This window comes from Paraburkholderia sabiae (assembly GCF_030412785.1).
GTDB classification, from domain to species: Bacteria; Pseudomonadota; Gammaproteobacteria; order Burkholderiales; family Burkholderiaceae; genus Paraburkholderia; species Paraburkholderia sabiae.
In genome coordinates this window covers 533539-553189 of the sequence record NZ_CP125297.1, presented here as the reverse complement: position 1 = coordinate 553189, position 19651 = coordinate 533539, and the positions used below count along the sequence as shown (strand labels likewise).

Genomic DNA, 19651 nt, shown 5'->3' with positions numbered 1-19651 from the left:
CTATAGCGCGTTGAGCCATTCGATGAGTGATTTGTCGTCTTTCCAGACGGCGCGAGCGCGGGATACCCCCGAATTTGAAGAACTTATCTCGCAGGCACGTAACGCTTCGGTCTTGGCGCGTAACGTCAGCTCGGCATATCGATTGGTGGTATCGAGGCTAACGTGTCCGAGCCAGCCTCGGATGACGTTGACTTCGACACCAGATTCAAGGAGGTGGACGGCGGCAGTATGTCGAAAAAGATGAGGACTGACATGTCGCGGCTGCGGACCGTCCGTGTCCCACGGCGCTGCATGTCGCCGCACTATCTTGTAGATACCAAAGCGTGTCAGGGGGCGGTTCTTAACTGCGCCGAACACCGGACCATTGGGCAATGTGCGTTGCTCATCGAGCAGTTGCTGAAGATATTTTACTGTTTCATCCCAGAGCGGGCACACGCGCCACTTGTCGCCTTTGCCGTGCAGATGGACCTTGGCTGGAGGCGCTAAATCGAGATGTTCCCTACGAAGTTCGGCGACTTCCTGAACCCGGGCGCCCGTGTTGTATAGAAAGAGCAACAGTGTTCGGTCGCGAAGTGCAAAACGCCCTTGCTTTGGAAGAGACCGAAACAATGCTGTCACCTCCTCTTGCTCGAGGTAATGGGTATCGGGCAATGATGTCCGCTTGACGGGAATTGCCGCGATTTGCTGGCATGCTGCCAACATCTCTGGCACGCGCAGCGCGAGGTACGCGTAGAAGGTATTCAGCGCCGCCCGCCGCTGGTTGCGAGTACGCACGGAGTTGCCGCGCTGCTGCTCCAGATACTTGAGGAACGTCAGCACGCGCTCAAAGGTGAGGTCCTCGACCTTCAGAGAAGTAATTGAAGTGCGGCGTTGCTCGGATACAAATCCGAGAAACAGGCGAACTGTGTCGCGATAACTTCGGATCGAACCTTGGCGCAGGCCTTTCTGCACGGGAAGGTGATCGATAAAGAATGACTGTATCAATGAGCCGAGAGATGGGTTCATGATGGGAGAACCTCCCTGAGAGTTGCCGCAGCGAATGCCTTGTAACGGCGATTAGCCTGCTCAAGGAGCTCAGGTGTCGTCGACAGGTACACCGCGGTGGAGCTCACGTCGACATGCCCCATGAACGTCGAGAGCGCGAGGAGATTTGCCTGTGGATCAAGGCCGAGACGGTACCATCGTGTGAGCACGCCGACGGCGAATGCGTGGCGGAGATCGTGCAAGTGCGGATACGAGATGCCCAGTGGAATCTCAAGGTGCAGTTTGGGAATGAGGGCGTGAAAAGTCTGGCTGATCGTGCATGGGTTGATTGCCCTTCCACCACGTAAGCAGAACAGCGGACTCTCATCCTGAGCGGGGTATGTGGCCGCTGTCTCGCGTTGACGCAAATGCCCGGCGAGCAATGCCCCAACCTTCGGGCCGAAAGGTACCAGGCGGCTCTTGTAGAACTTCGTTTCGCGGATGACGAGCAGTTGACGCTGAAGGTCAACGTCCTTGATTCGCAGCCTGCAGACCTCGCCGACCCGCAATCCGAGTCCGTACAGAACAGCGAAAATGACGAAATACGTGTCGCCTCGCCCTATGGTGCCGCCTTTATCGGGAAGCGTCTTGGCAAGCGCAAGCAACTTCTTAATCGACGCCGTGTCGAAAATGAAAGGCGTTCGTTCATATCGTGATCGGCGCGGTGGTGATAGTAGTGGCGTCGCGACAAGCTTCCCATGATTGACGAGATACGCGAACAACCTCCCAATCGTACAGCGCAGATGGTTGTAGCTTCTTGGATGTGGTCGCGGACGCGAGAGCAGGAACTCATCCACGACGGTCGGGGTCACCTGGGAAAAACTGCGGATCTGCTTGCGTAGCAGGTATGCGTCGAATAGAGCGAGTGCCTTCTCTTCGACGTCGAAACGCCTGCCCAGCGAGCGCTTGTAGCCGAGGAACTGTTCGATATCTGGACCGAGAAAGCTCTGGAAGCTGGTAGAAGATCTCATAGCACATCCTCTCCATCGCCTTGCGCGACATCGCGAAGTTGATCGATTGCCAGCTTGCCGTAAATCTGGGTCGAAGAGATGCTTCGATGGCCAACATAGTCGCCAATATGCTTGAGGGAGAAGTGAGCATTCAGCAAGCGCTGTACGCAGCTGTGCCGTAGTACGTGTGAGCCTGCCCGTGGAACGCTGATGCCTGCTTTGCGAATGAAGTGGGCAGCCCGGCACACCACGGCCGCGTGACCAATCGGAGCAAGCGGCGCCGACATGCGCATGAAGATCTCGCGATGCGTTGTGGCCGGTCGCCCATTCTTGAGGTAGTCGACGATCGCTGATCCGGCCACTGCCGAAAGCGGATAAGTGGTGGTGTTGCCTGCCTTGCGGTCCCGGACTCTAAACCGCTCGTTGCGCCAGTCGATATCGTCCAGGGTAAGCGAGGCAACTTCGCACGCCCGCAGGCCGTATGTAGACAGCAGCAACAGCATCGCGTAGTCGCGCCTGCCACAGGGAGAACGCCGGTCAACGCTTGCCAGGACCTGTTCGACCTGATCCCAGCTGATAGATCGGGGGATACCTGCGTGTCGATATGATTGTGGAAACTCGACGAGCGGGCTCAGGTCCCGGGACAAGACTCCTTCCCGATACAGATAGCGCAGAAAGACGCGCAACGTTCCGCACGCGTTACAAAGCGTTGTCCACGCAACACGTGGACCATACTCGGCAATGAACCCGCTGATTACGGTTGGCGAAACAGCCTGTAACCGGATGCTGTTGCGCTCGAGGTAGGTGGCGAACTGATGCAGATGGAAGCGGTAGTGGAGAATGGTACGTGGCCGAAGCCCCTTCTCCTCAACAAGAAACGCCATGAATAGCGGAGCCTCTCGTTCGAACGGGTTATCTGGCTTTGTGGACGACTTGGGCCATCGTAACCCTCAACTACCAGGCGAAGCATTTGGCAAATAGGATTGCGAACCTCATGAGAAAACTTGCTCCGCCGGGCAGCACTGCGTCCACGCCCATGTCGACAGATCCAAGTCTGCACAAACGGCTCGACGTAATCGCTTAGCTGCGCGAAATCCCTCGCACCGCGCGCCTTCGCGTACTCCCAAAGCTCACCAGCACGGGCACGCGATGCAACACACTACGGGCCGTGTAGTGAGCCTCTGTCAGCCAAGTGACGTATTCCTCAATCGCCGGAGCGAGCCATGACAAACGAATGCGGTCGACGGTCTCTGGACGAAAGTAATAGTGCTCGAGCATGACAATCTCCCAAGGAAAGTGGGAAATCACCATGCCACAGCAAGCGCGTTATGTTGCCTAGCAGTGCAGCAGAGCGGCTCTCAACGTCCGGATGAAGACGAATGGCCACATAACAGTCTCGGGCACAGAAGTTCGATAACGCGAAGTCCGTGGTCATCGAGCGCGACGCGTTTGGTGAAGGCGATGGTGAATCGATGCGCAAGGCGCGAAGCTCGTTGACTGCAACGACCGAGTCCGAGTAAAAGGGCAAAGCTCCCGCGTCGCTGCGTCCTGTTCGCGACGGCGTGGAATACGCATGTATCCCTCACCGAAGGCTTCGTGGTGCGTCTTGTCACCCTCTTCACAATGCTGGTGCTTGCATACTGTGCAGGGCTTCGGGGATGCGAGGTCGCGCGTTTGATGCTGGGCGACGTCGATCTGCGTGACCAGTGTTGAGCGGATGTCTTATGTCGCAGAACATGAACTCGCGGCAAACTCTCGAGATCCGGGAGACGAAGTTTTTCAAGAACCGTCGGCTGCCGCTGGCTCCTGGAGTCATGACCTCCCCTCAAGCACTATCTTGTTGTGCGTGAGCAAGCCGGCGCTCCAACGAAACCTCTTCCATGAAGGGATGGCAAGCAGAGGAATCTTTCCCAGCACACGGTATGCTCCTATCGCGACACGTGGAAGATGTTCCTTCAATTTACCGCCGGTCGTGGGCGACGGAAGATCACGCAGCTGTCGCTAGCGGAACTGCAGGCCAGTGAGGTGCTCGTGTTCCTCGACTATTTGAAGAAAGACAGGCAGGTGTCCATCGGCACGCGCCACTGTCGACTCGCCGTCAGCTTCTTTGCCTTCGTCGCCTATCGCGAGCCACTGGCGATCGCGCAGTGCACAGAGATCGCACACATCCCGGTCAAGAAGACGTCCCCGGCCCGCCATGTGTTACATGGATGCCGAGGAGATTGCGGCGGTCCTTCGAGAGCCGGACCAATCGAGCCTGGAAGGGCAGCAGCGAGATCACGCGTTGCTGTACAACACGGGAGCACGAATCCAGGAGGCGCTGGATGTGTGTCCAAGAGCCATCCGCTTTGAATCTCCTTCGCAAGTAGAGCTATTCGGCAAAGGACGAAAGCGTCGTATTTGTCCTTTGTGGCCGGAAACGGTGGCCGTAATCAAGGCGCTGCTCAGGCGACAGCCGCGTAAGGATAACGAGCCTATCTTCGTCAATCGATATAGGCAGCCGCTCAGTGCAGACGGGGTTCGCTTCAAGCTCAAGGAGTACGTTTAGTCAGCTTCGCAGCAGGTTCCATCGCTCGCGACAAAAAGGATCACACCGCACACGTGGCGTCACGGCGTCGGAGTTCAGCTCGTCGCTGCCGGTGCCGAGGTGACGGTGATCCGCAGCTACCTCGGCCGTGTTCGACTGGATACGACCAATCACGACGGGCGTAATGACGCCCTCGTCGAACACGACATAGTCGGCCCTGCAAAATTCATTCTGCGAGTTGAGGCAAACCGAGCGAGGGGTGTAAAGGCAGCCTCATCGGTATGAAGTCGGCGAACAGGCGCAGGACCGCAAGAACGAAAAAAACGGGCTTGATGCCCAGCCGCACGATAGCGCGCAGCAGCCAGCGCAGGTTATAGCCGACGGCGCACAGCACGGAATGCAGTGCATCGCCGGTTTGTCCTTTGAGCCAGCAGCGTCGCATGCCGTGATCCTGCTTGACGTGACCGATGATCGGCTCGATGGCCTGTCGTCGTTTCAGCCAGCGCCGCTGGGGTGCCGACAGGGTCCTGCTCTTGCCGCGGTGCACGAGCTGTACCGGCGCAACGTCGGCATCGACACCACGAAACCCGAGATCGACGAGTGTCGTCTTCACACGCGGTGTGCCCGGCACGTCCTGCAACGGGATCGATGTCTGCTCGAGCTGTTCAGCCAGGGTGTGGCCGTCGTAGGGGTTGCCCGGGAACGCGCGTGCCCCGACGATCAGTCCTTGTTTCTCCGTGATCGCCAGACTGACCTTGACGCCGAACTCGTAAGGCTGGCGCGCCTTGCCCTTGCCGATGCATTCAACTTCCGGCGCATGCAATGCGTACAGTTTGTTCTTGTCCTTCGCACGCTGGCGGCAGATGCGCCACGCCCGCTCAAGCCAGGCGCGCAGCTGTGCCTGCCGTTCGTCCGGAGCCTCGGACAGCTTGCGTTCGATGTCACGCAGCAACCGGCCCAATACCGTGCGCTGACGTTTGAGTACACGACGCAGGCGCCTGAACTGCTTTGCGTGCGCATAGCCGCCGGCACGGCGACGCAAGCGCTTGCCCTCACGTTCGTAAGTCTGCTTCAGGTTCAAACCGGCACGCTGGGCCAGTTGCACGAGCCGGGCGCGCGCCACATCAAGCAGCCGGCTGTCGGTCGGATACGCGATCGCCTTCTCTTGCACCGTAGTGTCGACGATTACCCGCTCGAATTCGCCGGCGTGACCGTCTTCATCTACACCGCAGCGGTGATCGTCGTCGCCAGCAACTCCTCGACACCCGCTTCGCCCAAGGCCTGACGAAAGCGCACCAGATTGGTCGGGTCGCACGGCAAACGCGGCTGGAAGTACTCCTCGCCGCAGAAAAACTGGAAGTACACGTCCTGCGCCCAACGCTCGCACACCGTCTCGTCGCTCTCGTTGTACGCGTGCTTCAGGTAGAGCAGACCGACCATCAACCGAACCGGCAACCGTGGCCGGCCAGCCGCGCTCGGGCCACCTCCAGCCAGCACCGGTGCCACGCCGAACAGATCGATGCCTTCACTGACCTGGTCTTCACGAGCACGCCGCTCGAACACCGGACCCAGCGTTGCTTCGATCGACATCCACGGCATCCTCGTGGCCAGCACCGCCAGCGGGTGACGAAGATCGATCATCGTGTCCAGGCGGCTGCGGAAAAAGTCGGGGGTGCTCATCGGCGGCGCTCGCAAACTCCCAGAAAGAAATTCAGATCAATATCGTTTCTGGGAGTTCAGTGAATCACAAATCCACGGCGAATCCTTACTGCACCTGCCCGTTCGGACTTCTGAAGAACCGACGACATAGCTGACTGTGCCACCGAAGTACCGGAAGGCTTCTTCGTGCAGTTGTGCCCAGACCTGCACCTGTACGAGCCGGAGATCAGTCGGACTGGCGAAGAGGTATCCCGCCCGACTCGTCGAGCAGGCGTGCGATCACGCGCTGCGCCATCCAATCCCAAACTGCCGCCTCAGGCGTGCTTCCAGCTGCATACACTGAAGTTCATCGCCGAAGGCAGCAACGCACTGATCATCGGCAAACCGGGTACTGGCAAGTCGCACGTTGCGAAGGCCATTGCCTACCGGGCCGTCCTGCGGGGCTACAAGCTGCAGTACCCCGAGACCAGTGAGTTCTTCAACCGCTACGTTCTCAGTCCACCCGCGCAGCGGGAAACGCGCCTGCGCGCCATCCCCGATGGCGATCTGCTCGTGCTCCACGACCTGTTCCTGTCACGAACGATTCCCGACGACGCCGACTCGCTGTTGCAAACGTTGATCCACCAACGCTGAAGCTGCGTCGCAGCGCCGTCGTGACGTCCAACCGCGTCGTCCAGGACTGGAGCACTTACCTTGGCGACAACACGATGAGCACCACAATCCTCGACCGCCTCATGCATTACTGCCACCTGCTCGAGTTCGACGGTCGCAGCTATCGACTCAAAGAGGCCGCTGAAACCTTGCGCGAGAAACAAAAGAGAGCTAAATAACGTCCACGTCCTGCTTCACGGGGTGAGGGAATTTAACTGTCCATAAGTGGAGGAGTTTGAACTGCCCGTCCAGGCCTGTCGCAAAAGAAAAAGGACAAAACCAAGCTTTACGCCCTGCATCCGCCAGAGGTAGAGTGCCTGGCCAAGGGCGAGGCGCGCACGCCCTATGAGTTCGGCGTGAAGGTGTCGATTACGACGACCACAGGGAAGGTCTGGTCGTTGACATGCGCTCGATGCCAGGCAAACCATACGACGGCCACACACTTGCAGGAGCGCTCGAACAGGCGCGATCCTGAGCGACGTCACGCCAGAAATCGCCGTCGCGGATCGTGGATACAAGGGGGCGTAGACATCGAAGGTGTGAAGATCTAACACCCGGGGCTGAGGCGAGGCATCACGCGCGGATTACGGGCGATGATCAGACGGCGCAGCGCGATTGAGCCAGCCATCGGCCACATGAAGACAGATGGCAAACTCGGTCAGCGCTGGCTGAAGGGCGCGCTCGGTGACGCGATGCACGCGGTGTTATGCGGCGCCGGTCACAACCTGCGAATGATCCGCAGGAAGTTGAAGGTTTTTTACGCCCTCATTCTTGCTACCTCGCTTACCCCATGCGGTTATACACAAGTTGACGGTAGAGGAATAGCAAAGCAGTCAGAGAGGGGTTGTTAACGACGCGGATTTCGCGTTTACTCTCGGATTTTCGGCATGCAAATTCGAGACGACGCGGGAGCATGGGTGGACGAGGAATTTGAAACGCTGGATCTGGGCGATCCACGGCGAGACCGACGCGCGAAGGAACTGATCAAACGGTTTGCCAGCCGGCCGACGGCCAGTATCCCGGGCGCGTGCGAAGGCTGGACCGAGACGATGGGTGCCTATCGCTTTCTGGGCAATGAGCGCATCGACTGGCGCGACATGATGCAGCCGCATTGGGATCGCACCACAGCACGCATGGGGCAGTTGCCGGTGGTGCTGTGCATTGGCGATACAACCGAGTTGAACTTTAACGGCCAGGATATCGAGGGGGCTGGCCCGCTCAGTTATGAAGCGCAGGTGGGCATGTATCTTCACGCGACCTATGCGGTGACGCCGGATCGGGAGCCGCTGGGTGTCATCAATTCCTGGATGTGGGCGCGCGAGCCACGCGATGCAAACGGCAGGCGTGGTGGTGTCAGGGAGAGTACACGTTGGGTTGAAAGTTATGAGATCGTGGCCGAACAGGCACAGGCCCTGCCTGACACGCGGCTGGTGTACGTGGCCGACCGCGAAGGCGATATCGCCGCGCTCATGCAGCGTGCGCAGGAACTGGGTAATCCGGCTGACTGGCTGATCCGCTCCCAGCACAATCGCGCCCTGACGGATGAAGAAAAGCTGTGGGACAAGGTGCACGCGAGTCACATGCTCGGCCATATCAGCTTCGTGTTGCCCGGGCGCAGTGGCCAGAAGGCGCGTGAAGTGAAGCAGGAACTGCGTAGCCAGCGCATCACGCTGCCCGGCCGGGCCGGTGTCACTCTCACCTGCGTCGAGGCGTGCGAGGTGGATGCGCCAGCGGGCGTGAAGCCGGTCATCTGGCGTCTTGTGACCAACCGCGAAGCGGTTGATGCGGATGCGCTCATCGAACTCATTGACTGGTATCGCGCGAGGTGGGAGATTGAAATGTACTTCAATGTCCTGAAGAACGCCTGCCGGGTTGAGGCGCTGCAGCTCTCGCAGATGGAGCGCATCGAGAAGGCACTCGCACTGTATATGGTCGTGTCGTGGCGCATCGCACGGCTCATGCGTCTAGGCAGAACGTGTCCAGAGCTGGACGCATCACTGTTCTTTGCAGCTGACGAGATACATGGCGCTCACGTGCTCTCGAAAAAGCCACGCCCGAAAAAGACGCCAACGCTCAACCAGATGATACGGATGATTGCATCACTTGGCGGATTCCTCGGGCGTAAGAGCGACGGTGAACTGGGTGCGAAGACGCTGTGGATCGGTATGCAGCGGGTCATGGATGCTGTGATCACCATCCAGATCTTGCGCGACGGTTACGACACTTCCGTATAAGGGGATGCGCTTACCCCTCTCGTGCGAATCATGCTCCGCGCATGACACCGCCGCCGGGCAAAACGCATTATTCAGGGACGACCGAAAAATGGTGCCGACCTCGACCACCGCGACCTCATGATCATATGCCTTCCATGATCTGCCTGCAGCAGTCGTGCGCTTCATCTTTCGGGGTCGGGCAAAACCCGTTGAATCACTCTCAAGAGTGGGAGCCTCCACAAAATCCGTGGGCCCTTCCAGTTGGCTCAGAGTGAGTCACTCCTCCGAAACTAATCGTGCGACTTCAGCGACCGTCTTGTTTCCGATTCGGTCAGCCAAGAACCGGAAAAACACCTTATCAAATAGTGCTTCTAATTCTCTGCAACTGGATTTCGGACTCGCAATGACAGCGGCATGCGCAGCGTCGTGTGCATGGTCTAGCATGCTTATAAGTTCGTATCTTTCCATGATCAATCAAACGGATATCTTCGCAGAGTGTCTGCTGGTACGGGGCAATTCGTGTGAGACGCACGTTCATTCTGCGCTCATGCGAAATCCCCGATCGACCTGTAGCTTACGATAATTTCGATCAAACTCCCTGATCCTTTCTGGTCGCTGGAAGAGATATCCCTGTGCATAGCGGATTCCCGTACTTTTAACCGCATCCCGTTGCTTCGCTTCCTCGATACCCTCTGCGATTACCCTCGCATCAATCTTCTTCGCCAAGTCGGCGATTCCTTCGACAAGTCCTTTACCGCCGTGCGGTAGTTCTGTCATGAACTGCTTGTCAAGTTTGATATAGTCAAATTCAAACGTTCGCAACAATGCCAAGTTGCTACTCTCTGTTCCAAAGTCGTCAACTGCATACTTTACACCTTGCCTCCTTAAACTGATGAGGCGCTCACGACATACTGGAAGTTGACTTAGCATCCCCCGCTCGGTAAGCTCAAGTACGACTTCGAACCGTGAAGGCGCACACTTCAGCGTTTTGGCCAAGTCATCTGGAAAGCAAGGCATTTCGACGTGTTTTGATGCGAGGTTCACATGAATCCTAAAATCCTTAGGAAAGCAGCAAGAACCGAGCTCGGCTAAAGCCGTAGCAAGCACGAATTCAGTAAGCGGCGCAATAGCGCGCGTACGCTCAAGCTGTCCGATAAAGGTGCTCGGACGGACTAGCCCTAACCGCGGATGCCGCCAGCGCAACAATGCCTCCGCGCCAACCCACTGTCCAGTGTTTAAATCGACTATCGCCTGATATTCCAAGTAGAACTCGTTACGTTCGATCGCAGATCGAGTACGACCCTCGATCCGGCGATGTGATCTTGACGCGAGAACGTATCGGATAAACGCTGCTACACACGCGGTCGCGATTGCAAACAATCCGACGATGTGGAAGAGATAGGCTCCGACATCCAAATTACTGAGAACATATGGCCGCATGTTTCATATCTCTTTTAACGTGTGCGTTGAACAACACCGACGCCTCAATGTGGGGCACGAATGGCGTCCACAGGCTGGAAAAAGACGCGAAAAGCGGTCGCCAGTAGATAAATCGATGTCGGCTTGACGGCCCCCATACATCCTATTGTGTAACTGCAAGTTTCGATGTTGAGATTCGGATCTATGTAGAGGTTGTACTTGGTCAAATGCGCATAGAGTGCATCGAACTCACGTTGACTATTGATCGTGCCATGAGATGTAAGCGCGACACACGTTGGCGAACGCACGCGAGGCCCGAGTAGCGGAATCGCGTATTTCTCCGTCGCACGAACGATTTCGTCAGAAACCGCTGCGTATCGGATACTACGTTTATTAATCCCCTCCACCGCTAGGACTTCAAGCGCCTTTTTGCAGGCTTGCACAACATGGGTGGGTGGCATCGAATGCCATTGACCGGTTTTCTCTATACTGCGCCAATGGTTGCGCACGTCCAGAATTAGTGAGCCAAGATCGCTGACAGATGATTCGAGCTCGTCCAGCGATGCGATCACAAAGGAAATTCCCGGTGGCGCTTCGATGCATTTGTCGCTGACTGTTACCAGTACGTCGAATGGCGTCCGTCTGGCGGAGATTTCTAGCGCACCGAAAGAGTTCACTGCGTCAACAATCGTTTTGACCTTATGTTGCTTGGCCAACTGAACGAGTTCATTAATCGGATTGACCACACCCGTCGGTGATTCGCAGTGAACAAGGCAAACGTGACTGATGTCGGGATCTGCTTCCAGGCACCTACCGAGCTCATTTACGGAAATTGGCCGGTCGCATGGCGTGCGCAGACTGCGCGCCCTGATGCCCCGATGCCTCATTATCTCCAGAATCTGCTCACCGCAATTTCCGTTAACGCATACCAGAGGACGATCGGTTCGCGACACGAAAGACGCCAAGGCGGCCTCCATGCCATATGACCCGCCGCCCGGAAGGGGGACAACGGAATGCGTTCCATTGCCATCCACCATGCCGAGGATCAGTTCACGTATGAAGGCAGTAGTCAACCTGAACTGAAGGCTTCTTGAATCGACATCAAGCTGCATCTCAGCTTTGACCTCGTTACTAAGAGCTAGAGACCCGGTCGTCATCAAGATCGCATGCTTCTCCATTGCTCACCTATCGAAATTTGCACTATTGGCCATCCTTTGCAAGCCGCCGATTGTGTCACGCTCACTTTGACGAAACTTTACCTGCAGCCACCTCAACCACGCGCGGTCGAACATGACGCCCACCAACAGCAACGATCGTGATCATCAAGATTCGGCAACAGATAATCGCCACAAAATATCGGCGCGCACAAGCCCACCAAGACGGCAATCGCTCGACTAAATAAAGGAGAGAGAAACTTCAATGGATGAATGATACATGCTGGGAGGACCATCTTAGGCATCAATTTTATTTATTCGCATTATCCGGGTCTTTGATGGTGTGCTTTAGAATCAACGAAATTCTGCTACCACGCAAAGCGAAACCGAGATTGCCAGACATGACAGCACTGCGCAGCCAGCAGTGCCGTTCTATTTTATTAACCTCCCCAGATGGGCGCGACCTGCGGCTAAAGGTCCAGTCTAGCTACGCCTTGGGGCCGAGGCCGTGTGAAAACACAAAGAGCTCGGTTTCGGGTGTCACTTTACCCTTTCCGGGTCGCCGCCAAGCCAATACGCGTCGATCTGAAGGGGCGACCTTTGAGAAGGTCTATTGAACATCGCGTTTTCACACGACCTCTGCCAGCTTGCACCTCCTCGCGGTGCATGCCGCGATAAGCCTCCGAGTTTTTCAAGTTTGAAGTGCAACACCCTCACTGACCCCGGAATAACTCCAGACAAAGTTGTGATAATGCCACGAGGTTCCGAGTTTGGTCCGGGAGCCCGATTTCTCCTGCGTTCAGTACGTCGTCGATGACCGGAGAAGATGGCGCAATTGCCGGAACGTCTCGATGTCGACTTTCATTTCATCTCCTGTTGCCTAGCGATAGGGCTCTCTTCGCCGAGGGACCTCACCACTCAGCTTCTGCTGGATACGCGGTCTACGGTGTCCTGTCTGCCGGTACGAAACGCTCAGCTAACCGCGCCCTCCAGGCACAAAAAATGACTGCCATGGCGCTGTCACGCAGCGACTCCGCGCTCTGCGCGTTCTATCGTCGCCTGTGCGGGCGGACAAGCCGTGAGCGAACCTCCGGTGGCCCACAAGCTCGCCCGCATGGGTGTATTTCATGCTCACACGCGGCAAGATTTTGGTCGACCAAGGGCGGCAGCGCCATGAAGAGCAGCAAGAGCCGCGCAGTGTCGGCGCTCTCGCGCCGCATCAAGGCGCCGACTTCCGCATTGAGCCCGAAACGGCAGCGTAAAACCGTCGCCAGAGGACTTGTGTTTCTTGAGAATACGTATTGCGCTAAACGAGATGAAACGTGACGCACTGGAAATCTTCTGGCAGCATGCCGGGATTCGGCAGTCCGTGCAAAGGCATGGAAGCCTACACCGGACCTTCTGGCGTTTCTGGACTCCCTTTGACTGACAGGATTTATGTAGTGTCCAGCGATGCACAGCCACTGTCGGTGCAACGTTCACGGCGTCAGAATCCACATAAAACTCAACTCGGGATAATGCGCCTTGTACTAAACCGCTGACGCGGTAGTGGGAGGTGGGCACAGGTCTATGACTGACGTTTCATGAAGTGGGTCGTCTGGCGCTGAACCCCAGCGAAGCGGTGACCGGTATCACCAGGAGCAGTATGTGAACGCCCGGTTGGGCATTCCAGCCACTGCTTCCAGGAGGCTCGCCATGACGCCACTGCGCCAACGCATGCTGCATGACATGCAGATCCGCAACCTTGCAGATAATACCCAGAAGTCCTATCTGATTCAGGTATCCAGTTTCGCCCGACACTTCCGCCGTTCGCCCGAACTGCTGGGTCCCGAAGAGATCCGGGCCTGGCTCATCTATCTCCGCGAAGAACGCGAGCTGGCACCCGCCAGTCTCAGCCCGGCGATCGGTGCACTGCGCTTTCTCTATCGCGTGACGCTCAAACGTGACTGGAGTGACGAGGATTTCCCATTGCCCAGGAAGCCGGTCCGCCTGCCGGTTATCCTCAGCCTGGAGGAGATCACCACCTTCTTCGACTCGATCCCCAGCCTGAAGCATCGGACCATCCTGATGGTTGCCTACGCAGCCGGCCTGCGCGTGTCGGAAGTCGCCCACCTGCAGGTCACGGACATCGACAGCAAGCGCATGGTCATCCGTGTGAACCAGGGCAAGAACCGCAAAGACCGCTACGTCATGCTCTCGCCGCGTCTGCTCGAGATCCTCAGAACGTACTGGCAGGACGCTCACCCCCGCGGCTGGCTGTTTCCCGGTGATATTCCTGGACACCCCATCACGCGGGGCGCCGTCTCGCGAATCTGCGCTCTCGCACGCCAACGATGTGGCATCCAGAAGCCGATAACACCGCATTCCCTAAGGCATGCGTTCGCCACGCATCTGCTGGAAGCCGGTACCGATGTGCGCAGGATCCAGCTGCTCATGGGCCATAGGTCCCTCGCGACTACTTCGCGCTACCTGAGAATCGCGACCAGCACCGTGTGTGCCACAGCGAGTCCCTTCGATCTGCTGCCGCACCCCGCACCGATTCCATCGCCGCCACCTTCGCCCGAGTACTTCTGAAGCCGGCGATGCGCCCGGCGCTCGAGGTGGCGGACATCCTTCGCCGCTGTGGTCCGCAGTATCGGCAAACCCATGCCGAGGGGCTCACTCGTGTCCAGCGGCGGGTGATGAGTGCGATCGAGCTTTGTCGTACCGCCGCGCTTGGCGGGCATGTCGAGCGGTGCGACGCGTGCGGCCATCAGCGCATCGCCTACGACTCGTGCCGCAATAGACATTGCCCGAAGTGCCAGTCGCTCGCCCGCGCGCAATGGCTTGAACGCCGGCAGGCCGAGCTGCTTCCCGAGACCGAGTACTTCCATGTCGTCTTCACGCTTCCCGAACCCATCGCGGCTCTCGCGTACCAGAACAAACGCGTGCTCTACGACATGCTGTTTCGCGCCAGCGCCGAGACGCTGCGCACGATCGCCGCCGACCCCAGACATCTCGGTGCCGAAATCGGCTTCATCACGATCCTGCACACGTGGGGGCACAATCTGCTGCATCATCCGCACGTGCATTGCGTTGTGCCGGGCGGCGGCATCGCCCCGGATGGCGAGCACTGGATCGCCTGCCGCCCCGGCTTCTTCCTGCCGGTGCGGGTCCTGTCACGGCTCTTCCGACGGCTCTTTACACAGCAGCTGCGCCGCGCATTCGACGCCGGCACGTTGCGCTTCCATGGCCAGCTCGAGCCGCTGCGTGATGCCCGGGCGTTCGCGGCCTGGCTTGCACCCGCGGCACGGGCGGAGTGGGTGGTCTACGCCAAGCCACCCTTGGGCGGTGCCGAACACGTGCTCGATTACCTGGGCCGCTAAACCCACCGCGTCGCCATCTCCAACAACCGGCTGCTCGCCTTCGACGGGCACACCGTGCAGTTCCGCTGGAAGGACTACCAGCACGAGTCCAGACAAAGAACCATGACGCTCACAGTCGACGAGTTCATCCGTCGCTTCCTGCTGCATGTGCTGCCTGACGGCTTCAAGCGCATTCGCAGCTACGGGTGGCTCGCCAACCGCCACCGTGCCGACAAGCTCGCCACCTGCAGGCAGCTGCTCGGTGTCGAGGCTCCCGCCGCTGCCGCAGCCGAGCCCGGGGAAGACTACCGTGACCGCTACGAGCGACTCACCGGCAAGTCACTGCGCGACTGCCCCGTATGTGGCAAGGGACACATGCTCCGCATCGAAGACATGCCCGGCTAGATAGCGTCAAGCAGCATGGCCGGTTTACCGACAATCATCTTGGCCGGTCGACCGGGATGGTTGTCGGTAGTTATCCGGTCATGGTTGTCGCTCCTTGTTGTTGATTGTCGCCGGATGATTGTCGGCGCCGGCTGTTCTGTTTGTCGCTGGCCGTGCGACGACGGTAGCTTTCGACATTCATCTCGAAGATCGTCGAATGATGGACGAGCCGGTCGATTGCAGCGACGGTCATGCCGGGATCCGGAAACACGTCATTCCAGCCCGAGAACGGCTGGTTGGCGGTGATCAGAAGGCTGCGACGCTCGTATCTTTCGGCAATCAGTTCGAACAGCACACTGGTTTCGGCTTGGTCCTTCCTGGCATACGACAGGTCGTCCAGGATGATCAGGTCGAAGCGGTCGAGCTTGGCAAGGGCTGAAGGCAACTGCAGGCTCTGACGTGCAGCCTGCAGCTTCTGCACAAGTTCGCTGGTCCGTGTGAACAGCACCCGGTAGCCGGCGTCGATCAGCGCATGTCCAATGGCACATCCCAAGTGACTTTTTCCTGCTCCGGGCGGGCCAAACAGAAGCGCTGTGGCGCCTTTCTCAAGCCATGAATCGCCGGTCGCGAGCGCCATGACGTGCGCCTTCGAAACCATCGGCACCATGCTGAAGTCGAAGGTCGCGATCGTCTTGGTCGGGTCCAGATGCGACTCGGCACGGTGTCGTTCGATGCGCCGTTTGGCCCGCTCGGCCAGTTCGTGTTCGAGCAGTGCGCCGATCAGCCGCGTCGCCTGCCAGCCCTCCTTGTCGGAGCGCTCTGCAAACTCGGGCCACAGGCGGGCGATGGTCGGCAGACGCAGTTCATTGAGCATCAAGGCAAGACGGCCGGCATCGTAGGCGGGCGTGCTCATGCGACCTCCTTGCCCAGCAGGTCGTCATAGCTGCTTGCGGGTGGCATCTCGACATTGACGACTGGGCACTCGGCGTGACGCGGTGCAAACTCCTCACGAAGAGTCTTCAGATCAGGCAGCTTGCCGTCAACCAGCAACGCGTTCAGGCGCGCGGCCAGCACGGCCTCGACGCCATCGAGCGCGGCGAGCTCAAGCAATCCAACGATGACTTTGCACGCCTCGCGTTGCGTCAGCCTCGCCTCCAGCTGTTCCCACGTCCGGCGATACGCCTCACGCGGAAACAGCTCATCTCGAAACGCAAGCCCCTTGAAGGCCTGTGGCTTGCGTTTGAGGCTCTCAATGAAGTGTCGGTAATCCAGTGCGCGGCGGTTGTCGCTGGCGCGCGAGCCTCGCGAGGTGCTATGCACCAGCGCGCCCGACAGATAGCAGTCGAGCCGGTCACCGTACACGCGCACTTTCAGGCGGTGACCGATCAGGCGCGACGGCGCGCTGTAAAGAATGCCGCGAACAGTGAAGGTGCTGCAGCGTGTAACGCGTGCTTCTTCCTCGACGAAGTCGGTCGTGCGCCTTAACGGCAGATCCATGAGCTGTTCGCGCTCAAGACGGAACGCCGCTGCGTTACGCCGGTTGCGACGCATGACGACCTCGCGCAGAAACTCATCATAGGCCGCACGATCGGCGAAGTCCCGGTGACCGCGCAACATCAACGCCTGGTCGACGGCTTCCTTCAGATAGCGATGCGATGACTCAACGCTACCGTTCTCGTGACCCAGGCCGCGATTGTTGCGCGTCCCGTTCATGCCATAGTGCTCGAGCAGCGCCGCATAGCGCACCGTGAAGTCGTCTTCGTCCGCGAGGTTTCTGAACGCCGCTGACAGACTGTCAGTGCGATGCTCGCGCGGACATCCTCCGGCCTGCCAAAGTGCGTTCTGCAATCCCATGGACAGTGCTTCGAAGCTCTCACCGCCTTCAACGACATTGGCGTATTCCCAGCGCGAGAACGCGAGCACGAAGTGGTACAGCCGGTGTTCGAATGGCACACCAGCGATCGTCACTCGCAGTTCGGCCATGTCGGTAAAGTCGGACAGGCCGCGTGCGCCGGGCTCGTGCAGCTGCGGGAAGAAGACTTCCTTCGGTGGGCCCGACATCGCCCTCCAGTGCCGCACGCGTCGCTCGAGTGTGCGGCGTGTGCTGTCGGGATATTCCCCGGGATGATCATCCTGAAGCTTGCGCAGGATCGTGACCGCCTGAAGTTCCGGCGCGTTCGCGAGCATCGGAACGACTTCAGTATCCCAGACGTCAGCGAAGGGGTCGGGACGGGAACGCCAGTAACGACGAGGTTTCTGGGATGGCAGTAAGGCGTCTCGTTCTATGCGGCGCGCGCTGCGCACGCTGATGCCGGCCTTCGCGGCGGCGATCTCCTGAGAGTGATGTTTGCGTTTGGACATGTAGAGGCGAACCTGTTGGTCGGTAATACGGGTTCCGGACATGCGGCTGATCGCTTCTTCTTGATTTGATCAGCCATCGTAGAACCCAGCCGACTCGGCGCCGCCGTTGGGGAGAGCTCTCCGGCGGCTACGCCGCCTCCGACCTCTCCCCAACGGCCAAAACCTCTGTCGCTATACCGGCCAAGATGATTGTCGCCGCGCACCCGGCACCCTTCCACGAGCCCCGCCAGGCCCCACCCATGCGCGCTAGTTGCCACCGCACCTGTTTCCGTACACGTTCGCCTTTCCTGACGAGGCCAACGCGGCTGCACTCGTGCCTTCGACCCACTGGCGCACCAGCGTACTCCAGAATGGCGGGTGATTTGCCGGTTCACGCGCACATTCCCGCTTTCTTTACAGGTGATGCTTCCCACTCTCGCCAGAAGTCCCGGTCTGATCGCCCCTGCAAGACATCACAAATTACCGCGGCGGTCATTCAATGCCCATAGCGGCCACCGCCTGTGGAGCGGTTCAGCACAAACATTTTTTTGATTACCGGTCGCGGATCAGGTCCGACGACATGGTGATGCGCTGGTTGCCGCGACCGCCAACCAAAAAAATCTCTGCCTTATGCCGAGCTCGGCATAAGGATCACGCCAGGCGATATCTCTACGATGTTCATGTGCGTACACCCACCGAAGCGACAAGGCATGTGCTTGAGCTAATTGGCGAACTTTACGGAATCGAGGCTCATATTCGCGGCGCACCGCCAGGCGAGAGGCGGCAGGTACGGCAGCACAGGAGCATACCGGTGTTAGCGGCCATCAATGCATGGATGACACATAAGCGCGCGACACTGTCGGCAAAGTCGGAGCTGGCCAAAGCGATCAACTACCCACTCAATCAATGGGACGCGCTCGTTCTGTACTGTGACGACGGTCGTGTCGAGATAAGCAACGCGCTGGCCGAAAACGCCTTGCGCTGCGTAAGTCTGGGGAGGAAGAAATTCCTCTTCGCAGGCTCGGACAGTGGCGGGGAACGAGCTGGCGCAATGTACGGCCCGATTGGATCATGCAAGCTCAATGGGATGAACCCGCTCAATTACCTTGAACATGTCCTGACCCACATCGCCGATCACAAAATCAGTCGCATCGGTGAACTGCTGCCATGGAACGTGGCAGACAGACTGCCCGTCCTGTCACCTCCACCGATCTCCCTCTGATCATTACCCTTCGGTCCAGTATCACTATCATCCCTCGCGAGCCGCTTACGTTAAACGGATGAAGACCAAAACTGATGCCCGCAGGCACACCTGGGAAAGGTGGTGGTGCAAGTGGTGGCTGATGAAATCACGCAAACCGCGCCGGCTCACGCATTCAGGGCAAGTCTGCTGGCGAGAAGACAACCTGGATCGCTCAGGCCATGCAAGCGTGGCCGTCGACCGAGAGTGGCCGGCTGGACACTGGGAGACCGTGAGAATTCACAAGCTGATCATCGAACGGATGCCGGATCGGCTGGCGTTACCATTCTACCTGTGGACCCGCGGGTCGGTAGCGCAGCTCATCGAGGCGAGTATGGCATCAAGGTTCTGCGTGAACGGTCAGTCGATACCTGAAGCAGGCCCATCGCTCCAGCATGACGACTGCAATACGCATGAATGAGTTCGTTCTCTCGTCGCGACGGGCTGGCTCGCCAAGCGCGATTTCAATAGTCTCCATCGTAGGCGCCCTCTTCGGCTAAGATAAGCATATCGGCCTCACCGGCTTCCGCTGTCACGGAGACGCAAACGCCTGTTGACGCCGCAAAATAGACGCGGCGACCACGAAATTCCACCGCCGGCTCTTCATTGTACAGTTCGACCGCGCTGATCCGAATGACACGCACGTCGGGATAGCGCTTGCGCCAACCTGCTGCGACTTCCGACAACGTCGGCTCGTTGATAACCAATTCGGTTATCGTATTTATCTGAGCTGCAGTAAGCGCCATG

At 58.5% G+C, this 19651-nt stretch carries 12 protein-coding genes and 5 pseudogenes; 8 read left to right on the top strand and 9 right to left on the bottom strand.

Annotated features, from left to right (window positions below):
- From QEN71_RS42360 to QEN71_RS42350, 3 genes are read right to left on the bottom strand one after another with little or no spacing between them, the layout of a single operon-like run.
- Positions 1 to 1005, bottom strand: a complete 1005-nt coding sequence (locus tag QEN71_RS42360) for a tyrosine-type recombinase/integrase (protein ID WP_054927111.1) — start codon at positions 1003 to 1005, stop codon at positions 1 to 3.
- Positions 1002 to 1994 (bottom strand): tyrosine-type recombinase/integrase, encoded by a 993-nt coding sequence (locus QEN71_RS42355; RefSeq protein WP_201661309.1) that lies wholly within the window; start codon positions 1992 to 1994, stop codon positions 1002 to 1004. The genes QEN71_RS42360 and QEN71_RS42355 overlap by 4 nt, the downstream gene beginning before the upstream one ends.
- Positions 1991 to 2857, bottom strand: coding sequence for a site-specific integrase (locus QEN71_RS42350; protein ID WP_233472152.1), 867 nt, complete (start codon positions 2855 to 2857; stop codon positions 1991 to 1993). The genes QEN71_RS42355 and QEN71_RS42350 overlap by 4 nt, the downstream gene beginning before the upstream one ends.
- A gap of 1322 nt (positions 2858 to 4179) precedes the next feature.
- Between QEN71_RS42350 and QEN71_RS42340 the strand changes: the two genes are divergently transcribed.
- Positions 4180 to 4521, top strand: coding sequence for a tyrosine-type recombinase/integrase (locus QEN71_RS42340; RefSeq protein WP_233472153.1), 342 nt, complete (start codon positions 4180 to 4182; stop codon positions 4519 to 4521).
- A 205-nt stretch (positions 4522 to 4726) separates the two neighbouring features.
- On the opposite strand, the pseudogene QEN71_RS42335 reads toward QEN71_RS42340, so the two are convergent.
- Positions 4727 to 6180: pseudogene (locus QEN71_RS42335) on the bottom strand (IS5 family transposase).
- Positions 6181 to 6456: 276 nt separating this feature from the next.
- Between QEN71_RS42335 and QEN71_RS42330 the strand changes: the two are divergent.
- The 3 genes and pseudogenes from QEN71_RS42330 to QEN71_RS42320 all read left to right on the top strand — a co-directional run.
- Positions 6457 to 6989: pseudogene (locus QEN71_RS42330) on the top strand (ATP-binding protein); the annotation flags it as partial.
- 75 nt (positions 6990 to 7064) lie between these two features.
- A pseudogene (locus QEN71_RS42325) lies at positions 7065 to 7661 on the top strand (transposase); the annotation flags it as partial.
- Positions 7662 to 7697: 36 nt separating this feature from the next.
- The gene (locus tag QEN71_RS42320) at positions 7698 to 9044 is read left to right on the top strand and encodes an IS4 family transposase (RefSeq protein ID WP_201661312.1); all 1347 of its coding nucleotides are present in this window, start codon (positions 7698 to 7700) and stop codon (positions 9042 to 9044) included.
- 513 nt (positions 9045 to 9557) lie between these two features.
- Here QEN71_RS42320 and QEN71_RS42315 read toward each other — a convergent pair.
- The gene (locus QEN71_RS42315) at positions 9558 to 10463 is read right to left on the bottom strand and encodes an EAL domain-containing protein (protein WP_201661315.1); all 906 of its coding nucleotides are present in this window, start codon (positions 10461 to 10463) and stop codon (positions 9558 to 9560) included.
- A 44-nt stretch (positions 10464 to 10507) separates the two neighbouring features.
- Complete coding sequence (locus QEN71_RS42310) at positions 10508 to 11620, bottom strand: aminotransferase class V-fold PLP-dependent enzyme (protein ID WP_201661318.1); 1113 nt, start codon at positions 11618 to 11620, stop codon at positions 10508 to 10510.
- A gap of 924 nt (positions 11621 to 12544) precedes the next feature.
- Here QEN71_RS42310 and QEN71_RS42305 point away from each other — a divergent pair.
- The 3 genes and pseudogenes from QEN71_RS42305 to QEN71_RS42295 all read left to right on the top strand — a co-directional run.
- Positions 12545 to 12858: pseudogene (locus tag QEN71_RS42305) on the top strand (IS110 family transposase); the annotation flags it as partial.
- A 433-nt stretch (positions 12859 to 13291) separates the two neighbouring features.
- Entirely contained in the window at positions 13292 to 14170 is an 879-nt protein-coding gene (locus tag QEN71_RS42300) for a tyrosine-type recombinase/integrase (protein ID WP_290468283.1), read from the top strand.
- Positions 14171 to 14178: 8 nt separating this feature from the next.
- Positions 14179 to 15345 (top strand): annotated as a pseudogene (locus QEN71_RS42295) (IS91 family transposase).
- Positions 15346 to 15415: 70 nt separating this feature from the next.
- On the opposite strand, the gene istB reads toward QEN71_RS42295, so the two are convergent.
- Together istB and istA are read right to left on the bottom strand one after the other, a co-directional pair.
- Positions 15416 to 16237 carry an IS21-like element helper ATPase IstB gene (gene istB, locus QEN71_RS42290; protein ID WP_201662960.1) on the bottom strand — a complete coding sequence of 274 codons (822 nt, stop codon included), beginning with the start codon at positions 16235 to 16237 and terminating at the stop codon, positions 15416 to 15418.
- Positions 16234 to 17727 carry an IS21 family transposase gene (gene istA / locus QEN71_RS42285; RefSeq protein ID WP_201662963.1) on the bottom strand — a complete coding sequence of 498 codons (1494 nt, stop codon included), beginning with the start codon at positions 17725 to 17727 and terminating at the stop codon, positions 16234 to 16236. The genes istB and istA overlap by 4 nt, the downstream gene beginning before the upstream one ends.
- A gap of 436 nt (positions 17728 to 18163) precedes the next feature.
- Between istA and QEN71_RS42280 the strand changes: the two genes are divergently transcribed.
- Positions 18164 to 18886 (top strand): IS66 family transposase, encoded by a 723-nt coding sequence (locus tag QEN71_RS42280; RefSeq protein ID WP_407675475.1) that lies wholly within the window; start codon positions 18164 to 18166, stop codon positions 18884 to 18886.
- A gap of 482 nt (positions 18887 to 19368) precedes the next feature.
- Here QEN71_RS42280 and QEN71_RS42270 read toward each other — a convergent pair whose 3' ends face one another.
- On the bottom strand, positions 19369 to 19650 hold the full coding sequence (locus QEN71_RS42270; RefSeq protein ID WP_201661266.1) for a hypothetical protein: 282 nt from the start codon (positions 19648 to 19650) through the stop codon (positions 19369 to 19371).
- Between the last annotated feature and the right edge of the window lies 1 nt (position 19651).

What these genes read in the sequence shown, in the direction of transcription:
- QEN71_RS42300 (WP_290468283.1), top strand. Translation starts at nt 13,292, where the DNA reads ATGACGCCACTGCGCCAACGCATGCTGCATGACATGCAGATCCGCAAC.
- QEN71_RS42350 (WP_233472152.1), bottom strand. Translation starts at nt 2,857, where the DNA reads ATGGCGTTTCTTGTTGAGGAGAAGGGGCTTCGGCCACGTACCATTCTC.
- istA (WP_201662963.1), bottom strand. Translation starts at nt 17,727, where the DNA reads ATGTCCGGAACCCGTATTACCGACCAACAGGTTCGCCTCTACATGTCC.
- QEN71_RS42310 (WP_201661318.1), bottom strand. Translation starts at nt 11,620, where the DNA reads ATGGAGAAGCATGCGATCTTGATGACGACCGGGTCTCTAGCTCTTAGT.
- QEN71_RS42355 (WP_201661309.1), bottom strand. Translation starts at nt 1,994, where the DNA reads ATGAGATCTTCTACCAGCTTCCAGAGCTTTCTCGGTCCAGATATCGAA.
- QEN71_RS42320 (WP_201661312.1), top strand. Translation starts at nt 7,698, where the DNA reads ATGCAAATTCGAGACGACGCGGGAGCATGGGTGGACGAGGAATTTGAA.
- QEN71_RS42340 (WP_233472153.1), top strand. Translation starts at nt 4,180, where the DNA reads ATGGATGCCGAGGAGATTGCGGCGGTCCTTCGAGAGCCGGACCAATCG.
- QEN71_RS42270 (WP_201661266.1), bottom strand. Translation starts at nt 19,650, where the DNA reads ATGGCGCTTACTGCAGCTCAGATAAATACGATAACCGAATTGGTTATC.
- QEN71_RS42315 (WP_201661315.1), bottom strand. Translation starts at nt 10,463, where the DNA reads ATGCGGCCATATGTTCTCAGTAATTTGGATGTCGGAGCCTATCTCTTC.
- QEN71_RS42360 (WP_054927111.1), bottom strand. Translation starts at nt 1,005, where the DNA reads ATGAACCCATCTCTCGGCTCATTGATACAGTCATTCTTTATCGATCAC.
- istB (WP_201662960.1), bottom strand. Translation starts at nt 16,237, where the DNA reads ATGAGCACGCCCGCCTACGATGCCGGCCGTCTTGCCTTGATGCTCAAT.
- QEN71_RS42280 (WP_407675475.1), top strand. Translation starts at nt 18,164, where the DNA reads ATGCCCATAGCGGCCACCGCCTGTGGAGCGGTTCAGCACAAACATTTT.